24 protein-coding genes, 1 pseudogene and 1 other annotated feature are annotated in these 25294 nt (G+C 39.3%); of the genes and pseudogenes, 4 read left to right on the top strand and 21 right to left on the bottom strand.

Features of this window, described 5'->3' with window-relative positions; genetic code table 11:
- Positions 1-258 precede the first annotated feature (258 nt).
- From EL171_RS00445 to EL171_RS00410, 8 genes are all read right to left on the bottom strand, one after another.
- A complete protein-coding gene (locus tag EL171_RS00445) occupies positions 259-2214 on the bottom strand; it encodes an S-layer homology domain-containing protein (protein WP_005387447.1) in 1956 nt (651 codons plus the stop codon).
- A gap of 683 nt (positions 2215-2897) precedes the next feature.
- Positions 2898-4085 carry an oxygen-binding di-iron domain-containing protein gene (locus EL171_RS00440; RefSeq protein ID WP_016476159.1) on the bottom strand — a complete coding sequence of 396 codons (1188 nt, stop codon included), beginning with the start codon at positions 4083-4085 and terminating at the stop codon, positions 2898-2900.
- Positions 4086-4440: 355 nt separating this feature from the next.
- Complete coding sequence (locus EL171_RS00435) at positions 4441-4980, bottom strand: hypothetical protein (protein ID WP_039969489.1); 540 nt, start codon at positions 4978-4980, stop codon at positions 4441-4443.
- Between the two features lie 23 nt (positions 4981-5003).
- Entirely contained in the window at positions 5004-5333 is a 330-nt protein-coding gene (locus EL171_RS00430; protein ID WP_005387443.1) for a DMT family transporter, read from the bottom strand.
- Positions 5334-5389: 56 nt separating this feature from the next.
- Positions 5390-6460 carry a 3-isopropylmalate dehydrogenase gene (gene leuB / locus EL171_RS00425; protein WP_005384303.1) on the bottom strand — a complete coding sequence of 357 codons (1071 nt, stop codon included), beginning with the start codon at positions 6458-6460 and terminating at the stop codon, positions 5390-5392.
- Positions 6461-6513: 53 nt separating this feature from the next.
- Positions 6514-7005, bottom strand: a complete 492-nt coding sequence (locus EL171_RS00420; protein WP_005387442.1) for a 3-isopropylmalate dehydratase small subunit — start codon at positions 7003-7005, stop codon at positions 6514-6516.
- Position 7006: 1 nt separating this feature from the next.
- Entirely contained in the window at positions 7007-8266 is a 1260-nt protein-coding gene (gene leuC / locus EL171_RS00415) for a 3-isopropylmalate dehydratase large subunit (RefSeq protein ID WP_005387441.1), read from the bottom strand.
- A 1-nt stretch (position 8267) separates the two neighbouring features.
- Positions 8268-9806 carry a 2-isopropylmalate synthase gene (locus tag EL171_RS00410; protein WP_005387439.1) on the bottom strand — a complete coding sequence of 513 codons (1539 nt, stop codon included), beginning with the start codon at positions 9804-9806 and terminating at the stop codon, positions 8268-8270.
- Positions 9807-9986: 180 nt separating this feature from the next.
- Positions 9987-10190 (bottom strand) — a binding site (T-box leader).
- Positions 10191-10347: 157 nt separating this feature from the next.
- Here EL171_RS00410 and EL171_RS00405 point away from each other — a divergent pair.
- Positions 10348-10863, top strand: a complete 516-nt coding sequence (locus EL171_RS00405; protein ID WP_039969481.1) for an HdeD family acid-resistance protein — start codon at positions 10348-10350, stop codon at positions 10861-10863.
- A gap of 367 nt (positions 10864-11230) precedes the next feature.
- Here EL171_RS00405 and EL171_RS00400 read toward each other — a convergent pair whose 3' ends face one another.
- The 4 genes and pseudogenes from EL171_RS00400 to EL171_RS00385 all read right to left on the bottom strand — a co-directional run bounded on the left by EL171_RS00400 (position 11231) and on the right by EL171_RS00385 (position 15508).
- A complete protein-coding gene (locus EL171_RS00400; RefSeq protein WP_005387431.1) occupies positions 11231-12439 on the bottom strand; it encodes a hypothetical protein in 1209 nt (402 codons plus the stop codon).
- Positions 12440-12605: 166 nt separating this feature from the next.
- Positions 12606-13726: pseudogene (locus EL171_RS00395) on the bottom strand (IS1249 family transposase).
- Between the two features lie 354 nt (positions 13727-14080).
- Positions 14081-14488 carry a hypothetical protein gene (locus tag EL171_RS00390; RefSeq protein WP_009351901.1) on the bottom strand — a complete coding sequence of 136 codons (408 nt, stop codon included), beginning with the start codon at positions 14486-14488 and terminating at the stop codon, positions 14081-14083.
- Positions 14489-14875: 387 nt separating this feature from the next.
- Entirely contained in the window at positions 14876-15508 is a 633-nt protein-coding gene (locus EL171_RS00385; protein WP_005387423.1) for a hypothetical protein, read from the bottom strand.
- A gap of 184 nt (positions 15509-15692) precedes the next feature.
- Between EL171_RS00385 and EL171_RS00380 the strand changes: the two genes are divergently transcribed.
- The 3 genes from EL171_RS00380 (at position 15693) to EL171_RS09950 (ending at position 16808) form a co-directional block, all read left to right on the top strand.
- Positions 15693-15974 (top strand): type II toxin-antitoxin system RelB/DinJ family antitoxin, encoded by a 282-nt coding sequence (locus EL171_RS00380; RefSeq protein WP_005387422.1) that lies wholly within the window; start codon positions 15693-15695, stop codon positions 15972-15974.
- 6 nt (positions 15975-15980) lie between these two features.
- Positions 15981-16253, top strand: coding sequence for a type II toxin-antitoxin system RelE/ParE family toxin (locus EL171_RS00375; RefSeq protein WP_005387420.1), 273 nt, complete (start codon positions 15981-15983; stop codon positions 16251-16253).
- 210 nt (positions 16254-16463) lie between these two features.
- Positions 16464-16808: a hypothetical protein gene (locus EL171_RS09950; RefSeq protein WP_071585429.1), complete on the top strand. Its 345-nt coding sequence runs from the start codon at positions 16464-16466 to the stop codon at positions 16806-16808.
- An 86-nt stretch (positions 16809-16894) separates the two neighbouring features.
- Here EL171_RS09950 and EL171_RS00365 read toward each other — a convergent pair whose 3' ends face one another.
- The 9 genes from EL171_RS00365 to EL171_RS00325 form a co-directional block, all read right to left on the bottom strand.
- Positions 16895-17833 (bottom strand): IS30 family transposase, encoded by a 939-nt coding sequence (locus EL171_RS00365; protein WP_005387412.1) that lies wholly within the window; start codon positions 17831-17833, stop codon positions 16895-16897.
- A gap of 178 nt (positions 17834-18011) precedes the next feature.
- Entirely contained in the window at positions 18012-18401 is a 390-nt protein-coding gene (locus EL171_RS00360; protein WP_229025320.1) for an HXXEE domain-containing protein, read from the bottom strand.
- 108 nt (positions 18402-18509) lie between these two features.
- Positions 18510-19502, bottom strand: coding sequence for a virulence RhuM family protein (rhuM, locus tag EL171_RS00355; protein WP_005387399.1), 993 nt, complete (start codon positions 19500-19502; stop codon positions 18510-18512).
- 146 nt (positions 19503-19648) lie between these two features.
- Positions 19649-20143, bottom strand: a complete 495-nt coding sequence (locus EL171_RS00350; RefSeq protein WP_005387397.1) for a GyrI-like domain-containing protein — start codon at positions 20141-20143, stop codon at positions 19649-19651.
- Between the two features lie 103 nt (positions 20144-20246).
- A complete protein-coding gene (locus EL171_RS00345; protein ID WP_005387396.1) occupies positions 20247-20987 on the bottom strand; it encodes an ABC transporter ATP-binding protein in 741 nt (246 codons plus the stop codon).
- Between the two features lies 1 nt (position 20988).
- A complete protein-coding gene (locus tag EL171_RS00340; RefSeq protein ID WP_005387394.1) occupies positions 20989-21756 on the bottom strand; it encodes an ABC transporter ATP-binding protein in 768 nt (255 codons plus the stop codon).
- Positions 21749-23272: an ABC transporter substrate-binding protein gene (locus EL171_RS00335; protein ID WP_126413431.1), complete on the bottom strand. Its 1524-nt coding sequence runs from the start codon at positions 23270-23272 to the stop codon at positions 21749-21751. Before EL171_RS00335 ends, EL171_RS00340 begins: the two co-directional genes overlap by 8 nt.
- A 66-nt stretch (positions 23273-23338) precedes the next feature.
- Positions 23339-24148, bottom strand: a complete 810-nt coding sequence (locus EL171_RS00330; protein WP_005387390.1) for an ABC transporter permease — start codon at positions 24146-24148, stop codon at positions 23339-23341.
- Positions 24141-25091 (bottom strand): ABC transporter permease, encoded by a 951-nt coding sequence (locus tag EL171_RS00325; RefSeq protein WP_039969471.1) that lies wholly within the window; start codon positions 25089-25091, stop codon positions 24141-24143. The genes EL171_RS00330 and EL171_RS00325 overlap by 8 nt, the downstream gene beginning before the upstream one ends.
- Positions 25092-25294: the final 203 nt, after the last annotated feature.

Raw genomic sequence — 25294 nt, 5'->3', positions numbered from 1 at the left:
CTTTCAAGATTTTTACATAAATATTATACGAAGTTTTTATACCCAATAAGAAAACACAGAATAACATATTGTAATACTAGTATCTTTCTATTATAAAAGTTATCCAACATACATAAGATGTATAAATATTAATTTCACTATTTATATTTCAGGGTTAATATATCAATTCTATATAAGCATAAAAAAACAGGATGTATCACTAGGATACATCCTGTTTTTGAGCTTTCACAAGCTCGAGGGGAAGTTGTTATCAACGTATTATTGGTTAATACGGGAACCGTATACGTCGCGTTGAGTTTTAGGTTCGTTGTTAACGCGAACACGTTCTGTTTTATGACGATCGTTGTCAGCACCAGAAATACGGTCAACACGGAAGTGGTTAAGACGAATATTTTGTAATTCAGGACCGAATTCGTTCATAGCACGTTTCATGTTGTCATCGATAGGAGCACCATTTTGAAGTGCACGGTACAACATAGTAGCGAATTCGTAACGAGTCATCTTAACGTCGCCTTTGAACGTGCCATCAGGGTAGCCAACAAGGATACCATTACCAGCCAATTGGCTAATATATTGGTAAGCCCAGTGGTTACGAGGAACGTCTGGGAATTCAGCAGTTTTGCTAGGATCGATTGCATGTGGAGTCAAGATTTGTAACAAGTTGTTATATTTGTTTTCCATGTCTTGAAGACGTGCGTTCAATTCAGCAATTTCACGGCCCATAGCTACGCGAGAACGGGACTCAGGGGAACGTTTACCAAGACGAAGGGATACGCCAGCGTTCAATTGAGTTTCGCCAGTACCTACAGTACCACCAACGGAGAACATTGTATCTTCGTTAGGACGGTAGAACGCGCCCAATGCAGCGGAGTTAGCATTGTGGTAGTGACCATAACCAGCAGCGATTGTCCATTTGTCATCTGGGTTGAAGTCCAATGGATGTAAAGCAGCCAATGCAGCAGAACCTGCACCTACTTTATTAACGCGTTTTTCAACATTGCCAACTCGGTTGTTCAAGTTAGTAATATTATTGTTGATTTGACCTGGTGTGGAGTTGTTGATTTGAGTTTGTAAATCATTTGCTACGGAGTACAATTGGCTACCGTTTACAGCATCTGTGGAATCAGCGGAAATTTTACCAGCTGCTACGTTGTGAATTTGGCGTTCTTCACCAGCTTTACCAACGGATACAGAGCCTACAGGGCTAGTACCTGCGAAGCCACCAAATGTATGACCAGCTACAGTTGCGTTAGTTACATTTGTTGCAGAACGAGTAGTAGAGTTAGCACCTAATGCAATGGAGTTTGCAGTGGATGCATTAGCTTTGTTACCGATTGCAATGCTATAGTCAGCAGTTGCAGCTGCATCAGAACCGAATACGTTAGTACGTACGCCTGTTGCTTGAGCACCAGCACCGAATGCTTGTGCATGATCACCAGTAGCTGTTGCAGAGGAACCAATAGCATTAGCATGGTTGCCATTAGCTGTAGCATCAGCACCGATAGCATTAGCTTTGTAACCAGCGGATTTTGCTTGGTGACCAAGAGCTAAAGAACGTACATCGGAAGCTGTTGCACGAGTACCGATTGCAATGCCCCAAGTTTTGTCAGCTTGAGCTTCGTGACCGATAGCAACGGATTCGCTCATTTTAGCTTTTGCTTCGTTGCCTACTGCCAATGCAGAGCTACCTAATGCAGTGTTTTTAGAACCGATAGCTACAGAATTACTGTTCCAAGAACCAGTTTGAAGTGTAGCTGCATCAGGTTCATTATCGAAAGTACGATCGCGGTAGTTTTTAGTTGTACCATCTACAGTATTGTTATAACCATAAGCAATCGCATTTGTACCTTTAGCAATGTTAGCATCACCGAAAGCTTGTGCATATGCACCTGTTACAGTGTTACCATCACCGAAAGCATTAGCTTGGTTACCATTAACAGTATTTTGGTTACCGTATGCACTGCTAGAACCATTAGCACTTGTAATAGAGTTACCTTGACCTACAGCGATGCTAGTAGCTGTACCATTAGCAACAACACCATAAGATACATTGTTATGTGCATCAGGAGATGCAGTAGCATTACCTGCTGCAGAGATGAAACCACCAGCAGTAGTCACAGGAGCTGCACTTACAGGAGCAACAGTAGCACCTACAGCTGCAGCAGCAGCTAATACAGCAAACGCTAATTTTTTGGAATGTTTGTTTTCTCTCATCTTACACCCTCACTAAATTAAAATTCTTAACCAAACACAATACAATTTTTCAACCTCTCTAAGTTCCGCCTCTCTCCTCGGGCTGATAAAATATACTTCTCACTTCTCACATAAGAAATATATTTGATTCAATTTAAGAAAAATTTATATTGTTGATTACCCGCATAGGATATCAAAGTTTTACGATATAAACAAGCCTTTTTCCCATATAAAGTTCATTAATAACTCTTCATAATTCCAAAAAATAGCATGATTACTGGCATTCTTTGTTGTATCAATATGCTCATCATTTTTAATGATGAGTAAGAAAAATCACACCTTTTTAAGGATTCTACAGAACATATATTGTATAACTTATAAATAATCATCGCTTTAATAAGTTTTATAAATATTTCAAATAGCCTATCAGTCCTTATTCATATTAATTTCATGAGCATTTTCTGAAGCACCAATGAGAGAATAATTTATCATTTTTCTGAATTTTATAATAATTTTATTTTTATTCTTAATAGTATTCTACATCTACTTAAATAAGTTGATAAGTATACACATATCACCCAAAATATTCGCATAAGTTTACAAAACAAGGCTTAATCTATATATACAGCATCCATATTCTTTCTATAGCTATCATAAAAACCAAAAGCTCCTACGTTATATTAACGTTAGGAGCTTTTTATATATTAAGCCAACAAGGCTTTTACAAGTTCTTCTGCTTTACCAAAATCATCTGCATCTGGATTCCAGTTACATTTAATTTCAGGTTCCACCACAGAGAAACCATATTTAGTTAATTCTTCACGAAGTACCTTCGTAGATTCACCAGACCAACCGTAGGTACCAAATACGGCAGCTTTTTTATTTTTGAACTTCAACTCACGTAAGAAGTCGAGCCAGCCTGCCACGGAAGATATAACGCTATTCCCTACTGTTGGAGAACCAACAGCAATGGCTTTAGACTTGAATACCTCTGTCATGATGTCATTTTTATTGGTTTTACTGATGTTAAAGATTTTTACACGAGTATCTGGGGATTGTTTAGCAATTTCATCGGCAATTTTATGAGCCAATTTCTTCGTACCATCCCACATGGTGTCATATACCACTGTAATTTGGTCTTCTTGGTATGCTTGGGACCATTCATAGTACTTCTCTACGATTTGCAATGGATTTTCACGCCAAATAGCACCATGACTTGTAGCGATAATATCGATTGGCAAGTTAAGCTTTTGAATCTCTTCAACCTTTGCTTTTACCAATGGAGAGAATGGGTTCAAAATATTAGCGTAATATTTCATCGCCTCTGCCCATAAACGGCATTGATCAGCCTTATCAGCCCACAATTCTTCTACCGCAAAATGTTGACCAAACGCATCGTTGGAGAACAAGATATTGTCGCCAGTCATATACGTCGCCATGGAATCAGGCCAGTGGAGCATACGCATTTCTACGAATACCAAGGACTTACCGTTACCGATATCTACGGAATCCCCTGTTTTTACAGTTTTGAAATTCCATTCTGGATGATGGTATTGACCAACCAAGGATTTAACAGCGTTTTCTGTACAATAAATCGGAGTATTAGGGATTTTTTCCATCAATGCTGGCAAAGAACCGCTGTGATCGACTTCGCCGTGGTTACATACGATGAAATCAATCTTATTCAAATCAATTTCAGATTCCAAATTATCAATAAATTCAGAGGAATGTGGTTTCCACACAGTATCGATGAGGACTGTCTTTTCCTCTTCAATCAAGTACGCATTTTGGCTAGAGCCATTGTTAATGCTGTAATCTGAACCGTGGAACTCTTGTAATTCCCAGTCAATTTTACCAACCCAAGATACGTTATTTTTTATATGCTTTCTCATAATAACCTCCATAATTCTTGTGAAAGTCTTTCACAATTAACAATATGTATGGCCTATGTGGTATCTATGTATAGATCTATCTATACTGTTATGCATATATCACAACTCGGTCATTAACTATGGTTTTATTATACCCATATCGCATTGTTAAGTCCGTATCTGCAGATACAGATTTGAGAATTATTATAAAAAACCACTCATAGGAAATCATATGCTGTACATTAGTACACATTGATTTCCCATGAGTGGTTATGAATGTATGTAATAATAAGGGCTGATTACTTATTACCCGATTTAGACAATCTAGAATACGAACTCATTATGTATTGCCGAGCTTAAATAATCTAAGTATGAGCTAATTATTACCTGTCTTAGATAATCCAGGGATAGCTTTATAGATATATAACGCAATATATCCATCAACCATGCTATGAATGATGGTACCGCCACCTACAAGGACAAATACAACGTAGATAAGATCGATATTCGGCATTGTAGTCGTAGTATAGAACAAGAGGCATGCAAGTACTTCACCGATGGCGTGAATGATGGCACATACAAGGTTGAAAGCAGCAAAGGATAACGCCCCAGTCAATACGCCTGGATGATGTTTAATATAGTAAGCCCCCATCAAGGCAAAGATGATATGAGAGGCCGCGCGCATAACAATGACAAGCGGGAAGCCGGCTACAAAGAAACCAAGTGTAGAACCTATGACTACACAAGCGGCCATCTTGCGAGACAAGAACATAGCTAGGAATATAGGTACATGGCTAGCCAACGTATACGACGCCGGTGGAATGACAACTTTCAGAGGCATCATAATAGGAATCATGATGGCTAATGCCATCAACAAAGCAGTAATGGTTAGATTTCGATACATCGAAGAATTCATAAAGGCCTCCTTAGTTAATATATCTAGTGTCCTACATTTCCCCACAAATTAAGGATCACTACGCCTACTACGATTAAAGCAATACCTAGCACAGTGTAAATATTAATGCCTTCGTGAAAGATAAAGACAGAAATCAAAGTTGTCACAACAAGCCCCACGCCAGACCATGTAGCATAGGTAACGCTCAGCGGAATATATTTCAACACATGGGTTAACGTATAAAACGACCCTATGTAGCCAAGCGCACAGGCAATGGTCTGTAAAGGTCTCGTAAACCCGTCAGATGCTTTCAGCATGGTCGTTGCAAACAACTCTAGCCCTATAGATAAGGCTAGTAGAACATATGGTAACATAACCCCTCCCGCTCGAAAAAAGAGAGGGACCTTCTCCCTCTCTCTTATTTTTAGTATTAAAGACGTTCGATAACAGCTTGTGCCATTTCTGTTGTACCAACGCGCTTCAAACCTTCACGGTAGATATCGCCTGTGCGGTAACCGTCAACGAGGACTTGTTCAACAGCTTTTTCAATAGCATCAGCCACTTGAGGTAAATCAAGGGAATGACGGCACATCATAGCTGCGGACAAGATTGTGCCCAATGGGTTCGCCAAGTTTTGGCCCATGATGTCTGGTGCGGAACCGTGGATTGGTTCGTACAATGCTGTGCCTGTACCCATGGATGCAGATGGTAAAAGCCCGATGGAACCAGAGATAACAGCGCCTTCATCGGACAAGATGTCGCCGAACAAGTTTGTTGTCACGATAACGTCGAATTGTGCAGGATTTACAACGAGTTGCATCGCTGTATTATCCACATAGAAGTAATCTGTTGTGATATCTGGATTAGCTGCCGCTTTCTCTTGCGCGATTTTACGCCACAAACGAGAGGAAGCCAATACATTTGCTTTATCTACGGATACAACCTTTTTGTTACGTTTACGAGCTGTTTCCATAGCAATATCCATGATGCGTTCTACTTCGTAACGGCTGTAAGTTTCTTTATCCCAAGCGAACTCGTTAGCACCTTCACCTTGTGCCTCTTCGCGTTCACCGAAGTAAATACCGCCAGTCAACTCACGAACGATAACGAAATCTACATCTTGCACGAGTTCCTTTTTAAGTGGGGAATACTCTTGCAAAGAAGGATAGATTTTTACAGGACGCAAGTTACAGAACAAACCAAGCTCCTTACGAAGGCCAAGGATTGCTTTTTCAGGACGGATAGAAGGATCTACATTATCCCATTTAGGACCGCCTACAGCACCAAGCAACACAGCATCAGCAGCTTTACAAGCCTCGATAGTATCCTCAGTCAAAGGAACGCCGTATGCATCAATAGACGCACCACCCGCTTTTTTATCAATCCAATTAACCTTTACACCGGCTTTCTCAAAAGCCACATCACACACAGCCTTCGCTGCAGCAATAATCTCAGTACCGATACCATCGCCAGGGATCAATACGATATTCTTTTCGCTCATATTACCTCTCCATCTAGTAAATGCTCATAAATGAACCACAAACTCATCAGCCTTTATTTACGATTTTTCGCAAAGTTCACAAGACCACCTGCTGCCGCAATATCTTGAATGAATTGTGGCAATTCAGTGCCTTGGTATTGTTCGTTTTTAGTCAAGTTGTACACGATACCTTTAGACAAATCTACGCCGATTGCATCGCCAGCATCGATACGATCAACTTGTTCACCGATTTCAATTACAGGTAAACCGATGTTGATGGCATTACGGAAGAAAATACGTGCAAAGGAGTGTGCAATGATAACAGGTACACCTTTTGCTTTGATAACGCCTGGTGCATGTTCACGAGAGGAACCACAACCAAAGTTTTTGCCTGCGACCATAATTTCGCCAGCCTTCACATTTGGGGCGAAAGTAGTATCAATATCTTCCATCGCATGTTCAGCCAATTCGTTCCAATCGGCAATCGCCAAGTAACGAGCTGGAATGATTACGTCTGTATCTACATCGTCGCCGTAGCGCCAGATTTTTTTGCTTTCAAAATCCATATTAAACCTCCTCAGGGCCTGCAATGCGGCCTAATACAGCACTTGCTGCCGCCACGTAAGGGCTTGCCAAATATACTTCAGAATCAACGTGACCCATACGACCACGGAAGTTACGGTTTGTTGTGGAAACTGTACGTTCCCCTTCAGCCATGATACCCATGTAACCGCCAAGGCATGGACCACATGTTGGCGTGGACACAGCGCAGTCAGCTTGAATGAAGATGTCTAACAAACCATCTTTCATAGCTTGGTCGTATACATCTTGGGAACCAGGGATTACGATACAACGAACGAATGGAGCTACTTTGCGACCTTTGAAGATCTCTGCAGCTGCCACCAAGTCTTCGTAACGACCATTTGTACAAGAACCGATGATAACTTGGTCAATTTTAATATCTTTGTCGATTTCGTTGATGTAATGTGTGTTGGATGGCAAATGAGGGAATGCTACAACTGGTTGCAATTTGGACAAGTCAATTGTAATCGTTTGAGCATATACTGCATCGGCATCTGGAGCGATTGGCTCAACAGGACGGTTTACGCGGCCTTTGATGTATTCTTCAGTTACTGCATCGTAAGGGAATACGCCACATTTACCGCCAGCTTCGATAGCCATGTTACAGATTGTAAGACGGTCAGCCATAGTCATGTGCTGTACGCCGTCACCAGCAAATTCAAGGGCCATATAACGAGCACCATCTACGCCAATTTGACCGATCAAATCAAGGATTACGTCTTTACCAGTTACCCATTTGTTAGGTTTGCCGATAAGTTCAACCTTAATTGTTTCAGGCACTTTGAACCAAGTTTTACCTTCTGCCATAGCTACGCCCGCATCAGTGGAGCCTACGCCTGTGGAGAATGCATTTACCGCACCATATGTACAAGTGTGGGAGTCAGCACCGATCATCATTTCCCCAGGACCGATAAGGCCTTTTTCTGGCAAAATAACGTGCTCGATACCCATTCTACCGACTTCAAAGTAGTTTGTAATGCCATGTTCACGTACGAAATCGCGCATGACTTTCGCTTGTGTAGCGGATTGAATATCTTTGTTTGGTGTAAAATGGTCAGGCACCAAGTAGATTTTATGACGGTCAAATACAGGTTTGCCGATCTTTAAGAACTCTTTACGCGCTGGTGGGAATGTGATGTCGTTCATCAAAACAGCGTCCAAATGACATTCGATGATTTGGCCCGGTTTTACAACATCAAGACCCGCGTGGCGAGCCATATTCTTTTCAGTAATGGTCATACCCATATTATTTTTCCTCCTGTTGTTCTAGCTCCATAGCTAGGAATACTGAGTTAACTGCATTAATATATGCGTTTACACTTGATTTAACGATATCGGTGCTGATACCACGACCATGGTACAAGCGACCGTTATATTCTACCTTAAGGGTTGCTTCCCCAAGGGCATCTTTACCGGCTGTGATAGCGCGGATTTGGTAATCTTTTAAGCTAATTGGCAAGCCAACCACACGTTCAACTGCTTTAAGGGATGCGTCTACAGGACCATCACCAACGGCAGCATCAGCTTTTTCACCTTCTGGAGTCATGAGGCGAACATCTGCATAAGCGTAGCCTTTTTCACCCAATTTATAGTATTGAGCCACAAGCTCAAATGCTTTTTTGTGATGTAAGTTATCTACTACAAGAGCGATGATATCATCATCGTATACTTGTTTTTTACGGTCTGCCAATTCTTTGAATTTAGCGAAGAGGTCATTGATTTTCTCTTCTGTGAAAGATTGGAAACCAAGTTTTGCCAAATGATCAGCAAAGGCATGACGTCCGGAGTGTTTGCCCAATACGAGGTCTGTTTTTTCAGCACCTACGGACTCAGGAGTCATGATTTCGTAAGTTTCAGGATTACTCATCATACCATGTTGGTGAATACCAGACTCATGAGCAAAGGCGTTGGAACCTACGATTGGTTTATTTGGAGGAACTACGACACCTGTCAAACGACTTACGAGTTTAGAAACTTTCGTAAATTGTTTTGTATCAATGTTCACTTGAAGATCGTCGAAGTATTCGTGGCGTGTTTTAAGAGCCATTACAACTTCTTCAATCGCTACGTTACCAGCCCGTTCGCCTAGGCCATTAATTGTGCCTTCTACTTGTCGTGCACCTGCTTTAATAGCAGCTAACGTATTTGCATTAGCAAGACCTAAGTCATCATGACAATGAACAGAGATAATTGCATTTTCAATGCCTGGTGTATGTTCTTTAATATAGCGGATTTTATCACCGAACTCATTAGGGTTCATGTAACCTACTGTGTCTGGTACATTAATAATTGTTGCACCACCAGCAATGGCAACACCAAATACTTGGCATGCGAAATCTAAATCAGAGCGTGCCGCATCTTCACCGGAGAACTCGATTTCATCAACCTTACCTTTTGCATATGCCAATACAGATTTAACCTTATCCAATACCTCTTGGCGAGTCATTTTTAATTTATATTCCATATGAAGTTCAGAAATAGCAATGAATACATGCAAACGGCTACGTTCCGCATCTTTCAACGCATCAATCGCTTTTTGTACGTCCTTTTCATTAGCACGTGCCAACGCACAAATTGTTGCGCCTTTCACTTCGCGTGCAATCGTTTGTACTGCTTCAAAATCCCCAGGGGATGCTGCTGGGAAACCAGCCTCGATTACATCGATGCCGAGGCGTACTAGACCTTTCGCAATTTCAATTTTTTCAGGAGTTTGTAAAGATACACCTGGTGTTTGTTCCCCATCACGAAGGGTTGTATCGAAGAAATATACGCGATTTTGATCCATAATCTTCACCTTTTCTATACTAATAAAACATAACGCTGTATTATATCTATCTATTGTGAAAGTTTAGTAAAATCGCCGATTCCAACGCTATTTCGGCTGAAGCCAACGTAGATACATCAAATCAGTAATTTTACTAGACTTTTACAATAAAAAAAGCCCCTCAGAACAACTGTCGTTGCTCAAAGGGGCGTTATATTCATAACACGGTACCACCCTAATTGGGACTCGTTGCGGGTATAACGGAACCACCGTCGATGACTACTGCTACATTCGCCACCAAAGCTCACGGGAGAGTGTCAGCGTACAACCTCTATTGCCTCGCACCAACCGGCAACTCTCTGAAAGCAGGATCTGTAAACCTTTATACCCATTCATAGCTCGTATTTAAGATATAAAGGTATTATACGGTATTCTATAGAACTGTGTCAACAGGATGGACATGTGAGTTTTGTGAAAACACAGTTTTATCGTTACAATTTGATATCCCCCATGACCTCATGCATACTGTAAATAAGCAGTACCAATGATTGGAGGAATTATTATGAGTGGTTCAAGCAAATTCTTCTTTATTTTATCGGGTATTGTAAGCATTATCCTGGGGATATTCTTACTCTTAAATCCCGTTATTAATCTCATAGCTTTTGCCTGGCTTTTTTCTATTATCTTTTTCGTCAGTGCGGTCAGCTCTATTATAAATTATTTTACGTTATCGTCTGAATTACGTAGCGGCTGGTATCTTATCAGCGGCATTATCAATGCTCTATTCGGTATCTATTTAATATCCGGCGGATTTGCATTCCTACCATTAGTACTCCCAACCACAATCGGCATCTGGATGGTAATTGACGCCATCTTTATTTTCATTAAATCAAGAAAGTCCGACAGCATGGTATCACTCATGGAACGTAATGCAAAATGGCTTGCACTAATTCTTTTACTATTAGGCCTATTACTCATATTCCAGCCGATTGCTTCCGGTGAGGTATTTATCTACTTTATCGCTTTCGGTTTCTTATTTGACGGAATTTATTCCATCGGTGAGGCTTTTAAAAAATAGAATATAACTAAATAATTACACTATAAGATCGACCAGGTACTGCCAAATAGCTGTCATAAATTACGATGTCTATTTCGTATTTGTGGCAGCTATTTTATTTGTTTTGGCTAGCCGTCATGGTAAATGTATTCGCCTACTACATTTGCAAGTGGTTAGACGCTTTTCTAGCTCTTTTATTTAGCAACTAGCCCAACGCTCTAACATTAGCGTAATAATGGGGTTATAGGACAAAAATTAGTACAACCCTGTAGTAATTTAAAATCCCCTTGATCAGTACCAAGATACTCATCAAAGGGATTATATTAATTATGAAAAAGACAAATAGCCCTTCGTTATCCTAGGATCGCTATTAAATTCAAGTCACATCTTAGGCTTTAAATATAACACCATTATGCTCTAGTTGTTCCACTGTTTTTTTACCAATGCCCGGTAGCATCAATACTTCTTGTTTAGTAATTGTTTTAAAATCATCTACTGTGTATAGGCCGGCTTGTGAAAGTGTAATTTGTGCACCGAACCGTATATTGTCATATACCGGATTTCCACGCAAAGCCCCACCTTTAGCAACCTCTACGGGGCTCATATGAGCGGACTCGCGTTTTCCCATATAACTATCATTAGAGTACCGTTTTATAACAGTTCGACCGGTAACACGTTCATACGCATCATATAGAGTCTGCCATAATGGACTTTCAAAATCCACTAATTGAGTTGGTAAAAATGAGATAGCAGTATATAAGCTTATTAATTCTCGTGGGTCAGAATCTATATTGCTCACTTGGTCTACCATATACATAATAGCCTCTAAATGATCTTCTACAAAATCGTTCCAGCGCGTTGCATCTTGTAATAACCAATCAATATCTTCATATTCATCAACAAGATCTGCTAATACATCATGGGCTATCTTACTTTCACCACACTGCAAAGCCAATAGAATATACAGCATATGCATAGGCAACATGATATCCGGAGCCTGATTAAATGCATTTTGTATATCATCGCAACATGCAAGATATCGCTGATATACCTTGCGGCCGCGATCCCAGTTGGCAGCTCCACAACAAGCAACCATCATATACACAAGAAATCCCGAATGATCTTGCTTGTCTCCGTGAAAAACTGGCGTAAAGCAGGCAATCGCATCATTATACATATTATATTCTAAATATATCATCCCCATGTCGATGAGGCAACGCATATAAGGACGCGTCTCTATTATATTCCAATCTATTTTCTTTGGTTTTTTCAACGATTCTACTAGCTGTTTCAACTGATAAATTTGAAAGCTTGGATGTAACTCAAGGGCTATGAGTTCTCGTTTAGCATCTACTTCATCAGGACATAATGCAAGGATTTCATTGTATAACTTCCTTGATTTCTCATTCGTATCAGCCTCTTCTGCAGCCTCATATAAATCACGTAATTTCATTTCTATCGTATTATTAAAATCACCACGATTATATTGAGTCATAAATGCTTCTAACAAATCCTCAATAGATTTGAAATCAGATTCATGTTCGGATACAAATTGTTTCTGTAAACGTAATAATAACTCACTATAAAAGTTAAACATAGAGTATCTCCTTATACATATGAACGTAAAAATACTACTCATATGTAATATAGCACGAGGGAATATATTAATTCTAGAGGTAATACCTCGACCTATTAATATCTCATCTGAAAATGGGTTGGCAACTAGACGATAAAAGGGTTATAGGACAAAACGTGTTGGTACTTTAATCCCAATCATTGAAAGATAATTTGTCATAGTTATGCAAATCACCCCAAGAAATGGCATCCCCCCAAGTTGGAATTATGCCTTGAAGTTGGGCTCTTTCATTCATAGAACTATATATTGTAGAAATACTTGCATCAGTTGGCATTACCTTAAGTATTTCTTTTGCAGAAAGCGGTCTTGGTGAGTGTAAATAACACCACCAAAAGACCGCTTTTATACGTTTTTCTACAGACATTCCTCGATGGTAACGCAATAAACGTCTGAGTTGTGCGTTTACTCCGCCTTCAATAGGGTTATTAGTCCTCGGACATTCTTTATCCAACACCAATGTTTCATCTAAATATCGAAACATTGTCTCTGTATTAATTAATACCACTAGAGAGTTATAGGCTTTTAGTAATCGTTCATGCGTAGCTCTTAAATTATCATTACTATCACGTGTCATTTCATTTAGAAACTCTTTAAAAGTCACCCTCCAATTAAATAATCGTTGAATCCATATTTTTGCATCTTCCTGTGTTTTTACGTTATATAAATCGCTTGCTAAATCTTTTAACATAATGCCTGCTAATGTCTTAGGCCGCCTAGTAGTGTAACGATGTACTTGCCATACGGCATGAACAATACAACGTTGAAGCTTGGCGGTACGCCAAACTTTTTTAATGCTTTTCTAAGACCAGGTCCACCATCAGAAACGACCACAATGGGGGTCGCTATTCGCTGCATAAGAGCTTGCCATGAGCGAGACTGTTCTGACCTACATAAATACCACCCTAATACATATTCACCATCATAACAGATCAAAATACAAGCTTTTTTAGCTAAGTAAATACCATCAACGAATACCACATCTCTCGAGGTTTCAATTTTGGGCGGCATAGGCCATATTTGCCAGAAATCAGCTATCTGTCTACGAAATGTACGGCCCTGCCCAGGCATGTCCTGTTATGTTTCTTTACTAAATAACCAATTTAGAAATCGATGAAAACATTTAGCAGTATTATCAATAGTTTGTGTAAAGGTGATGTTACACTGCTTACAATGCCATCGTTGTGATCCAGCTTTAGTTTTCCCATATTTTTGACAAGAAAATCCACAATTTATACATCTTACCAGCATGATTATTCCCTCCACTTAGAACACGATTTTCTAAGAAGATATAACCTTATTGAAGCCAGTAAAATCAAGGATTTTGGGACTTTTTACCAACACATTTTGTCCACCCTCTAAGTTTATCAAAAGAACTTAAAATAGCGATGGAGCCAGTAATTTACTGGCTCCATCGCCTATAAAACCAACACGTTTTGTCCTATAACCCCATTCTCGTTAGTAACTAGCACAATAAAAATAGCAGGGCTGCCACCCTGCTATTTTTTCGTTCATATGAGACTATGTCACATATTGACATCCCTTGTCATATATAGAATAACACTTCACTATAGTGTAGTCAATAAATCCTCTACGCAATCACTCTTAAAAGCTTATCCACTCTAAATTCTCAAAATTATTTAAAATTCGTTTATCCATTTTTACCACTTGATTGGAAAACTCTATTCGATTATTAACAAATGAAATATCTGTATACCATTCCTTTAAACTAGCATACACTTCATTCTCTAAATCAATAATAATGGTTTCAATGGGATCCCAGGTTTTGCATCTTACAGACTCGACCATAACCATACTATTACCTATGAAAGTAACGTCCCTACCATAAATCCAAAACGGTAATACTTTCCCCTTTATAGAAATAGAATATATAGCATCTCCATGAGGTGGTTCCGTTTCATATTGTGCTTTTATATTGTACTTTTCCATTATCTCATTGCTAGCATTTTCTATATATGGCAACGTTGAAATCTTGTAATTATCTGCGTTCATAAAAGCTCCATTATTTTTAATATCAACCACAACAAAGAGGACTGTATATCGCTATTTGTGTAAAAAGTATTTTGCTATACTTATTACGAAGAGAGTCCGTTGACGTGAGTTAGGTTCATCTCCGCGAGGAGGTGATACTATGACAAATCATGAAGTTACCTATGTAATTATCATAGTTCTGTTATCAGTAGTCACTATCATTGCACTAGTTAAGTAGTACAACGATAAACGCCTAACGTATAGAGGAGTGCAGTCCTCTAACACGTTAGGCGTCATCATAATTTTGTTCAGTTTTAGATGAGCCTAACGCCCTAATCACGTTAATGGGCTCTCTTTATATGTATATTATAAGCTAATCAAGCTTAAAAAGATAGTACAGTAATAAACTCAATTAGTACCTACACTGTTAATCATTTCTCTAGCCCGCTCAACAGAAACTGGCTCATTAAATAAAAACACATGGTTCTGCCCCCCATGTTCCCAAGAGGCTAGATAGACAAAATCATCCACCATTCGATAGGTAACAATTATATCATTTACAACCTCTGTTTTCTGAGGTAAGTAATCCTTATAATCACCTGCGATATTACCAGATAGAGTCGATACGCGATACTTAATATACTTTGGCATATCATCTACACGGTCAAAATATGTTCCTTTTAAAAGCTCATGATAGGCATACACAACTTGTAATACATCGTGATCCACAATGGATACATGTACGGAACGTAATCCCTCTAAACCACTTGGCAACTGCGGTTTAAAGTTCAAATGTTGCTTAGCCTCATATAGGGTATCAAACACCTCTAGAGATTGACCTTTACGAGTGCTTCTATAATCCTCATCAGTCATTCTGCAACTACCAAGTCGATCAGGGCAAGGAAACTCATTTCGATCACCATAAGGCTGATCATAAATCGAATTACCATTAAGACGGAACCGCATTAAATCATCTGCGGACACAACATTCATGGAACCTATAAAAGCTAGCGTAGCTAACGCACATACAACCTTTTTCATGACACAATCCCCTGCAAACAAACTACATATAGTAAGTTAATTATATCACCTAAAAAGCTAATATTCTTATATTCATAAGTATTTTTCGTCCAGGAAAAGATATATATTATGCTTGCAATTCGCAGTTATAAGATTGCAATTATATAGCATTTGCATTACAATAGAAGTAACAGGAGGTGATACTATGGCTAAAACAGCCTCTATCAGTTTGCGTATCGAGCCAGCTGTAAAAGCACAATTAGAAGCACTATATGCTAGCTTTGGCATTTCCGTAACTGATGCGATTAATATTTTTCTCCACACATCACTAATGGAAGGCGGATTCCCATTTCAACCTAAACAACCTCGTTATAATGCAGAAACAGAAGCTGCTATTCAAGAAACGAAAGATATATTAGCAGGAAAAATAAAAGCAAAATCATATGCTAATGTAAAAGAAATGATTGAGGATTTAGGATTGGAGTAATCAGTTATGTTGAGATTAGTGCTTAGCAATAAGTTCAAAAAGGACCTAAAGTGCTCAAAGAAACGCGGTAAAGATCTCAATAAACTCTATTCAATCATCACTAAATTACAGAACCAAACGCTATTAGATCCTAGTTATAAAGATCATCCATTAACAGGAAACTACGAAGGCTTTAGAGAGTTACATGTCGAGCCAGATTGGCTTCTAATTTATGCAATTAAAGATGACATATTAGTATTATCTTTAACTCGCACGGGTAGCCACTCAGATTTATTCTAACTAAGCTTAAGAGGAATGTGAAAGCATTCCTCTTTTCTATTCCCCAAAAAATTTATACCAGTTATCATCATAAATCTATCACATTTGATAGTATCTATCGCAAATAATTCTACTATTCATAATTATTGTAAGTGCTATAATGAACTTATAAAAATGAACAGGTGCTCATATGATAGTGCGTGCATCTTTTCAAACTAATATTTACTAGTTATATCAAGGAGATTATCACAACTCGTACAAGCTTTATTAGATGCGCCAAAAAGCACTCCAACTGTAAAAGAATTCGCTCAATCTTGGTTCGATGCAGAGGATACTCCTAAGCAAGAAGAACTCACGAAACAACTCGTATCTGTAGCAGAACAAAACATTGCACTTATCGACGAAGTAATCGACTATGCACGCTCTGAACGTGCTAAACAAAGCCTTGGCGAAGAAGGCGCAGCTAAGCTATTACAACACGCTAAAGACATCAAAGCAGAAGGCGCAGAATTCTGTGACTGCGCTGCCTGTGTAGCCGCAAAAAATATTATCGATTTGAAAGCAGAAATCATGTAGCTTACTATACTCCATTAAGTGGTTATCAACTCAATGTTGATAACCACTTTTTTATATGATGAATTGCAATAAGTAATGCGACAAAATTAAATCAATTTTTTAATTCCATGTTTAAACATGTCAAATGGTGTTTTAAACCCAAGGCATTTTCTAGGTCGATTATTAATCAGCACTAGTGCTTCTGTTAGTTTATCTAGTGTTACTTTAGCTAAATCGGTTTTCTTAGGAAAAAACTCTCGAAGTAAACCATTACTATTTTCATTAGAGCCACGTTGCCATGCTGCATAAGCATCAGCAAAATACATTGGTATCCCAAACTCGGTTTCAACCTGTTCAAAGCACGCAAATTCTTTACCACGGTCCACGGTAAAGGTTTTAAGTAATTTACTTGTTAATGTGTTGTATAGGGAACTAATAGCTAAAAACATAGAATCCTTAGTTCGGTCATCCATCTTCATTGCTACATAAAATCGAGTTTTACGTTCAACAAATGTAGCTAAACCACCTTTACTTTGACCTCTGGAAGACACCATTGTATCTAGTTCCCAATGACCAAAAGTCTTACGGTTTTCAACTTCTTTAGGTCGGTCTTTAATGGTCTTTTTCACATTGAACCGTCCACGCTTTTCTTGTGTACCAGGCTTTTTGCCTTTCCCGCGAAATACTTTTTCTGTTACAGCAAGAAAGCCACGATGGATCCAAGAATATATTGTCTTAAAGCTTAGAGCTCCAACTAATTCAGCACCAACTATTTCTTCTGGAGACCAAGTTTGTTGTAACCTGGATTCAATTAAAGCCGCTAATTGAGGTGTTAACTTTGTTGGTCTACCTTTATTAGCAAACTTACTAATTGCTAACTGTTGTGCTTTAATCGCAGAATATTCACCTTCAACACGATTTAATTCTCTTGCTACAGTAGAATGGTGGACACCGATTAAGCTAGCAATTCTACGAACAGAGTATCCTTCTTTTCGTAAAACTTCTATTTGACTTCGTTTTTCTATGGTAAGATGTATATAGCTCATATTAGAGACCTCCGTGTCATGTATTTGTGGTTATTTACATTTTACACGAGATCTCCAATATGAGTCTTTTTATTTGTCGCAATATATTTTACAGTTCATCATATACAAAAACGGCCTCTCATGGAGAAGCCGTTTTACGGAACAATATATTTGTGAAAGCTTTACTTCCACAGTCTACTCAGACATTCTTTTGTATCCGTTGAAGCATTTTAAAGCTCACAGCGATATTAACGAAAATAATCAACAGTGTTACGAACGAATAGCCTAATAGCATACAGTTCGCCGATACCACATCATATATCTGATATGTGCAATATCCAGCCGTGACAATACCGCTAAAAACGCCCGGTATATACTGTTGCAGAAAAATACTTTGAATTACATGCCCAATCACATGGTATATATACGCTATGATGACAGTGATGTAAATGTCGAAGCTTTCAAAATACATACTCAAGCCCAGCACAATCAACAAGAGTATGAATTCCTGACAGACGATGGCATTAAATCTGAAGGGTGTAAAAGTGGCTGCTAAAAATTGTTGTTGCAGTTTAGGATTCCTTCGCATGAATCGTGGAAATAGAAGAATCTCTTCAAGTTCGTGCAATATAAAAATGCTCGGGAATAATAAGAAAAAACCATTCAGATCCATAAGATACCTCGTTCACAAGTAAAACTATTTACCACCTTTTTTTACATATGTATCAAGAACTCTTATTTCCCGTAAATAATCTCGTTCAACAGGACTAATAGTTTGATTCTGGTATTTTTGATATTCAGAAAGGACCTTCGCTTGCATTTGTTGATGAGATATATGTCCCTTATCTTGTAATACAGCTTCGCCTGTAGCTGACAAAATCGCATCTATATGCTTTATCCAATCAGCCATTGTCATAGGGACTTCACGCTGGGCCTGTCTTTCCGCAAAATCCAAGTATCCTGAAACTAATTGATTGAGCCCTTGTAATTCTTTTTCTGTAAGATAATTTTTAGCAATTTGAGCCTCTTTCAATGTAGGTAATTCTCCTTTGAAAGTAGTCAATCCCATAAACTCTTTTTTGCTATCTACACGTTTATAAATAACTTCACTAGCCGTATTATGATGAACAGCAAAATGCATCTTATTTTGTACTGTAGCAAAAAATGATTTTGCTTCTACGGATATCGGATTATAATCAACAGCAGTAGAAAATAAGTCCAGCACTTGACGATAAAAAACCTTTTCACTAGAGCGAATATCTCGAATTCGATCTAATAACTCTTTAAAATAGCTGCCACCACCTAATTCTTTCAGTCGCTCATCATCAATAGCAAACCCCTTTATCAAATAATCCTTTAATACGGTTGATGCATATTTTCTGAATTGAATTCCTCGCGGCGATCGAACACGATATCCTATGGCTAAAATCATATCTAGATTATAATAAGCTAACTTTCTTTCAACTGTCCGAGTACCTTCATTTTGAACTGTCAACTTATAGTTGACAGTTTCTTCTTCAGACAATTCCAAATCTTGAAATATAGATTTAATATGCTTGCTAATATTTTGTTTTGTCGTTTGAAATAATTCTGCTATTTCACTTTGACTTAACCAAACAGAACCATCATCAAGTATAAGATTTATTTTAGCTTTTCCATCTTCAGTATTATAAATAATTATATTATTCATCTGAAAGCCTTTCTACCATTACGCCCATAGTAATTCAATATATGTATATCAAATCTTAAAATTAGTATATGTTAAATTAAAAGAAGCCTTCTATATTACTATCATTGTAACACAGAAGGCTCAAGAATTTATCCACTATTAAATTTTTAAAACTGCATTGATTTAACTTGCACACGCAGTACAGTTTTCAATTTAGCGGGCTCCACCTTTCGCGCATCAGACAAGTAGATTTCCCGATGCCACTCGTCGTTAGCACGTTGTAAATTATGAGCAGCGCAGAATTCATCTACTTTCATAAACGATTCCGGTTCATCATCATAAGGCCCGACATGCAATATCTGCACGCAATCCCCATCCTCAATTGATTCGAGCCGCACATCCTTAAATCGAGACAACGATTTTTTCTTGGATACATTCATAATGGCCACCTCCAACACGTCAGGAGTCACAAAATCAGGTTGTCTGATCATCACCCGATATTGCAGATTATTCTTATCAAACTGCTCCGTATGCTCGATCTGCTTCCAAAGCGCCTCCAGCACAAGGAACTTCATGCTCGGCACCGTAACCTGCACCGCCTGCTGCTTCGGACAATACAATTCCTTTTCGTGCTTGCGCCATTCATGCTTTACTGCTGTCATAATTAACCCCTCTTTCTGAAAAAAAATATATGATTTCTTTTATCGTAAGGGAGGATTATGAAAGATAATTAAGAGCCCCTATGCCAAAGCATAGGGGCTCTTTTCACACACTCGCTTCCACAAGTGATTTTGTATATGGGTGTACCGCTTCTTTAAGTCGTTTTGATTCGATAGTCTCTACAATTTGCCCATCTTTCATAACGATGATTCGGTCTGTTACGGCTTGTAATAGTCCGATGTCATGGCTGACGAATACGTAGCCGAAGGGTTGTTCCGAATGGAGTTTTTGTAATAGGTCTAATACTAGTTTTTGATTCACCGCATCAAGGGCTGATGTAGGTTCGTCAAAGAGTACTAGCTTGGGGTTCATCAACATGATCCGTGCCAATACGACACGTTGTAGCTGACCACCGCTGACTTCGTGAGGGTATTTATACACCGTATTTTCTGGCAAGTCTACTCGTTGCATCCATTTACGGATATCGTCCTTTGTTGACGCCACATCCATAAGCCCATAGTTGATATACGGCTCTAAGAGAAATGCTTCTAAGTTCATTCTAGGCGGAATCACCGCCAAGGGATTTTGGAACATCATCTGCATAGAGCGATATATTTCTGTATGATTTTGAATGGAATGGATATCCTCACCAAAGAGTCGCAAGGTGCCAGATGTAGGTTTTTCTAGCAGGGCAATTATCCTAAGCAATGTACTTTTACCAGAGCCACTACCACCAGCAATACCTACCCGTTCATTCTCCGCTACAGAAAAAGATACATCATCAACAGCACGAACCGTATGATTGTGGTTTGTATATTGTTTACAGATATTCTCGAGTTGAATCATACTACACCACTTTCATTACAGAATCTAACAAAATACGAGTATACTCATCTTTTGGGAATGCCATAACCTCTTCGGTGGAGCCTACTTCAACGAGCTGTCCCTTATTCATAACGCCAATACTATTGGCAATGCGCGCCGCCGCCTTGATATTATGGGTTACAATAATCACCGTTGCTCCAAGAGCTTGTGTTACCTCTTTCATAAGATCTAATACAGAGGCTTGCACGAGCATATCTAAGGCACTAGTTGGTTCGTCGGCAAATACGATGCTAGGCTTTAAGATAAGACTTAAGGCTATAGCTAGTCGCTGTTGCATACCACCGCTCAATTGGAATGGATAGGACTGCAAGATACGCTCTCCGTCAGTTAAGTGAACAAGATTAAGCATATCTATAACGCGGCTTACATCATAGCTTTCATCATGAGCACGGAATAAATCTTTGAAGTGATTTTCTACGGTGCGATTTGGATTTAGATAGGCGCTGGGATTTTGAAAGATCATAGAAATCTTCGTGCCCCGCAATTGTCGCCAATCACCATCACTCAATGTAGAAACATCGGTTCCGTTTAGCAAAATTTGGCCGCTAATGGTAGCTTGTTTCAACATGCCAAAGGCGGCACGAACTAACGTAGATTTACCAGATCCGCTTTCACCAACGATAGCAAAGACCTCACCATTGGGCACGGAGAAGGATACATCGCGTACCGCTTGCTCCGCACCATATGAAATTGTAACCTTATCAAATACGATACAATCAGATTTATTCAATAGTAGAATCCTTTGTTAATAAGTAGTAATCGATAGGATGTACTGGTACATTTTTAACTTTTGTAGTAGATACAACTGTTGCACTTGGATATAACAAGTAGATATCTGCCACGTCATCAACTAAGATTTGTTGCGCTTGTTTTGCAATATTAGAGCGTTCGTTTTGATCAAATGTTACAGACAATTGGTCGATTAACGCATCTACTTGAGAATTAGTGTAGCCGCCAATGTTTGCTTTCGCACCAGTTTTGTAGAATAAGCTGAGGAACCAGTAAGGATCGTTTGTAGACATAGTCACTACATTGCGTTCTACCAAATCAAAACCATCTGTACCAAGTGTATCTACTTCATCAGGGCTTTGTAATTTCTTAAGAGTTACAGCAATACCCGCTTTTTTCAATTCTTGTTGGATTTCTTCGTATAAGCTTGTGTCTTTACCCCAAATAGCAATGGTAATCGCTAATTCTTTGCCATCTTTTGCATACATGCCGTTTGCATTTTTAGCGTAACCAGCTTGAGTCAAGATTTGGTCAGCTTTTGCTACATCTGTCATCGGTTTATTAGCAATCGCATCATAGCCTAAGTTGGCAGATGGCGGGAATGGTGCCGCCCCTGGTGTAGAGCCATTGCCGATGATTTTAGCCATAGAATCATAGTTAATGATATGAGCAATAGCGGAACGTACAGCTTTATCATGCAATGGAGATGCTTCTGTGTGGTTTGCTTTCAACATAAACACACGAACGCCAGCAACGTCTTGAATATTGAAACCGTCTTTGAACAAGCTGCGGTTAGCAGAGTCCACTTTTTGAATTACGTCTACGTCTTTAGATTGCAACGCCATAGCGCGTTTATTGTTGTCTTCAATGTCTTTTACAGTTACGGAATCAAGACCTGGTTTGCCACCCCAGTAATCTGCAAAGGCAACGAGTTCAATAGTTTCACCTTTTTTGAAAGTAGTGATTTTGTAAGGACCGGTAAGAACTGGTTTAGATGCTACATCTTTAAGATCTGCAGTGTCCATGATAACGAAAGCTGGTTCAGTTAAGCTAGATAACAAGGAACCATTAGGCTCTGTTGTTTTAATAATCAAGTTTTGACCATCTACTGCGATAGATTCAATCTTAACAGCTTTTGCAGAACGAGCACTTTGTTTCATTGTGTACTCGATGGACTCTTTTACCTTTTGTGGCGTCATTGGAGTGCCATTGTGGAATTTAACATTTTCACGGATGTGGAATTTCCATGTTGTAGGGTCCACATTTTCCCAAGAGTCTGCTAATTGTGGAGTAAATTTCATATCTGGTGTTACCGTTGCCAAGGTTTCACCAGCGCCGATACGCGTCAATGTCCACGCATCCCACTCGTGAGTTGGGTCTAATGTTTCACCAAACCAATACAAACCAACATTCATATGCTTCCCTTGTTTGCCTTGTTTAGCGGTATCACTTCCGCAACCTACCAAGAGAGCTACCATGCACAGCATAGTCAGACATGCTAATAACCAACGTTTCATAATATCTCCTTTAAAATACATTGCCTCGTCGAGGCTTTCACCATAAAAAATCTATACACAGCACGGTTAACGAGATACATCGAGGGCATCGCGCAACGCATCACCAATATAGTTAAATAAAACAACAGTAATAAAAATAGCGAGCCCCGGGTAAATTAGCAGCCACGGCGCCGTTTGTAGAAAATCTCGGGAGCTCAACAAGATAGCGCCCCACTCCGGATCTGGCGGTTGCACACCGATGCCTATGAGCGAGAAACTGGCTACCAAAATGATGGCATCACCTAGATGTTGAATAATAACAATCACCAACGGTGGCAATACATTCGGCAGAATATAGCGCCACAGAATTCGTAGATTTGAAGCACCTGACATACGAGCAAAGGTAATATACTCCGCGTGGCGTTCAATCTGTACGAGGCCTCTAGTGATACGGGCATATTCCGCCCATTTCGTAATGCACAAGGAAATGATTACATTCGTTATGCTAGGTCCCATAATACCGATGAAAGCAATGGCAATCACCATGTTCGGAAACCCTAGTACCAAATCAATCAAGCGAGATAACCAACGGTCAATGCTAGGTGTAGAGAATCCTGCTAACCCACCAATAGCGATACCGATGGCCCCACTAATGCCAATGATGTTGAAAGCAATCCCTAAAGAGGCTTTACCACCGTACAAAATACGAGACCACACATCACGACCGAGTTGGTCAGTACCTAATAGATGGGTACTACTAATATCTTGTAAGCGGTCCGCGATATTCGTCGTTTCAGGATCAAATGGTGCTATATAGGGAGCGCATAAGAAAAATGCGATCCATAGAGCTGCTAATACTAACATAACGTATAAAGTATAGGGCTTTTGTCTATTCATAAGAGCCTCCTTTTATGGCGGCTCTTCGCTTCGGATTCAGCCAAACACTCAATACATCAATGATAATATTAATTACGATGAACACCATAGTAATCCAAATAATATAGCCTTGCATCAAAACATAATCGCGAGCCATAATGCCTTGTACCATCATGTAACCAATACCTTTTATGGAGAATACCGTTTCAATAACGGCAGACCCACCTAGCATGGCACCCATCGTTACCCCCATCATGGGCAATAACATAAGTCCCACATGAGGGAATATGTAACGGGTGTAGACCATCCATTCTGGCAAGCCTAATGCTCGCGCCCCCTCTACAAAGGGCTGTCGCGACACTTCTAAAATAGCATTGCGCAATCGACGAATATAGAGGCCACATATCCATAAAGCAAGGGTTACCGCGGGCAATACATAGGCAGAAAAGCCATTGGTATTCGTTACCGACACTAGCTGTAATTTAACACCGAATAAGTACAGTAATAATAAACCGACCCAGAACCCAGGAATAGCTAAGGCCAAGAACGTTACTAGACGTATACCATGATCGATCCAAGAATCCTGATATTTTGCAGATACTATACCAAGAGGTATTGTTACTGCAATCCCCATAACAAGAGCTAAGGATACTAACCCCAAGGTATTAGGCAAGGCGCCACCAAGAATGGTCGCTACTGGTAAAGCATACAGAATAGACTCACCAAAGTCCCCTTGTACAATTTGACCTAACCAACGTAGGTATTGTTGCCACCAAGGGTCATTGAGCCCTAACTGCTCTCGTATCTGTGCAACTACAACTGGATCTGGTGTAGCCCCTACAAGATTAAACTTCATCGACACCGGATCGATAGGAGATAATTTTATCAATACAAATGTACCGATAGTAACTACCAATAAAATACCTACAATACTCGCCAAACGCTGTAGTATTAATCGATACAATACATCACCTGCCTTCTTTATCACAAAATAGCTATATTTATATTCTATCAATGTAATGCTTAGATAGATATACCCATGCGGGTATTTAGAATCGTTATCATTATGAAAGTTTTGTATACCAAAACTAAAACGGCCCCTCGTGAGAGGAGCCGCTTCTTATATAACCCTTACAGTGTCCATGCGAGTGCTTCACCACAGCTCGC

The sequence above is a fragment of the Veillonella dispar genome (genome assembly GCF_900637515.1).
Classification (GTDB): Bacteria; Bacillota; Negativicutes; order Veillonellales; family Veillonellaceae; genus Veillonella; species Veillonella dispar.
This window is presented reverse-complemented; position numbering and strand designations above follow the sequence as displayed.

Coding starts and splice junctions, on each gene's coding strand:
- EL171_RS00445 (WP_005387447.1), bottom strand. CDS start 2,214: ATGAGAGAAAACAAACATTCCAAAAAATTAGCGTTTGCTGTATTAGCT.
- EL171_RS00440 (WP_016476159.1), bottom strand. CDS start 4,085: ATGAGAAAGCATATAAAAAATAACGTATCTTGGGTTGGTAAAATTGAC.
- EL171_RS00435 (WP_039969489.1), bottom strand. CDS start 4,980: ATGAATTCTTCGATGTATCGAAATCTAACCATTACTGCTTTGTTGATG.
- EL171_RS00430 (WP_005387443.1), bottom strand. CDS start 5,333: ATGTTACCATATGTTCTACTAGCCTTATCTATAGGGCTAGAGTTGTTT.
- leuB (WP_005384303.1), bottom strand. CDS start 6,460: ATGAGCGAAAAGAATATCGTATTGATCCCTGGCGATGGTATCGGTACT.
- EL171_RS00420 (WP_005387442.1), bottom strand. CDS start 7,005: ATGGATTTTGAAAGCAAAAAAATCTGGCGCTACGGCGACGATGTAGAT.
- leuC (WP_005387441.1), bottom strand. CDS start 8,266: ATGGGTATGACCATTACTGAAAAGAATATGGCTCGCCACGCGGGTCTT.
- EL171_RS00410 (WP_005387439.1), bottom strand. CDS start 9,806: ATGGATCAAAATCGCGTATATTTCTTCGATACAACCCTTCGTGATGGG.
- EL171_RS00405 (WP_039969481.1), top strand. CDS start 10,348: ATGAGTGGTTCAAGCAAATTCTTCTTTATTTTATCGGGTATTGTAAGC.
- EL171_RS00400 (WP_005387431.1), bottom strand. CDS start 12,439: ATGTTTAACTTTTATAGTGAGTTATTATTACGTTTACAGAAACAATTT.
- EL171_RS00390 (WP_009351901.1), bottom strand. CDS start 14,488: ATGAACGCAGATAATTACAAGATTTCAACGTTGCCATATATAGAAAAT.
- EL171_RS00385 (WP_005387423.1), bottom strand. CDS start 15,508: ATGAAAAAGGTTGTATGTGCGTTAGCTACGCTAGCTTTTATAGGTTCC.
- EL171_RS00380 (WP_005387422.1), top strand. CDS start 15,693: ATGGCTAAAACAGCCTCTATCAGTTTGCGTATCGAGCCAGCTGTAAAA.
- EL171_RS00375 (WP_005387420.1), top strand. CDS start 15,981: ATGTTGAGATTAGTGCTTAGCAATAAGTTCAAAAAGGACCTAAAGTGC.
- EL171_RS00365 (WP_005387412.1), bottom strand. CDS start 17,833: ATGAGCTATATACATCTTACCATAGAAAAACGAAGTCAAATAGAAGTT.
- EL171_RS00360 (WP_229025320.1), bottom strand. CDS start 18,401: ATGCGAAGGAATCCTAAACTGCAACAACAATTTTTAGCAGCCACTTTT.
- rhuM (WP_005387399.1), bottom strand. CDS start 19,502: ATGAATAATATAATTATTTATAATACTGAAGATGGAAAAGCTAAAATA.
- EL171_RS00350 (WP_005387397.1), bottom strand. CDS start 20,143: ATGACAGCAGTAAAGCATGAATGGCGCAAGCACGAAAAGGAATTGTAT.
- EL171_RS00345 (WP_005387396.1), bottom strand. CDS start 20,987: ATGATTCAACTCGAGAATATCTGTAAACAATATACAAACCACAATCAT.
- EL171_RS00335 (WP_126413431.1), bottom strand. CDS start 23,272: ATGAAACGTTGGTTATTAGCATGTCTGACTATGCTGTGCATGGTAGCT.
- EL171_RS00330 (WP_005387390.1), bottom strand. CDS start 24,148: ATGAATAGACAAAAGCCCTATACTTTATACGTTATGTTAGTATTAGCA.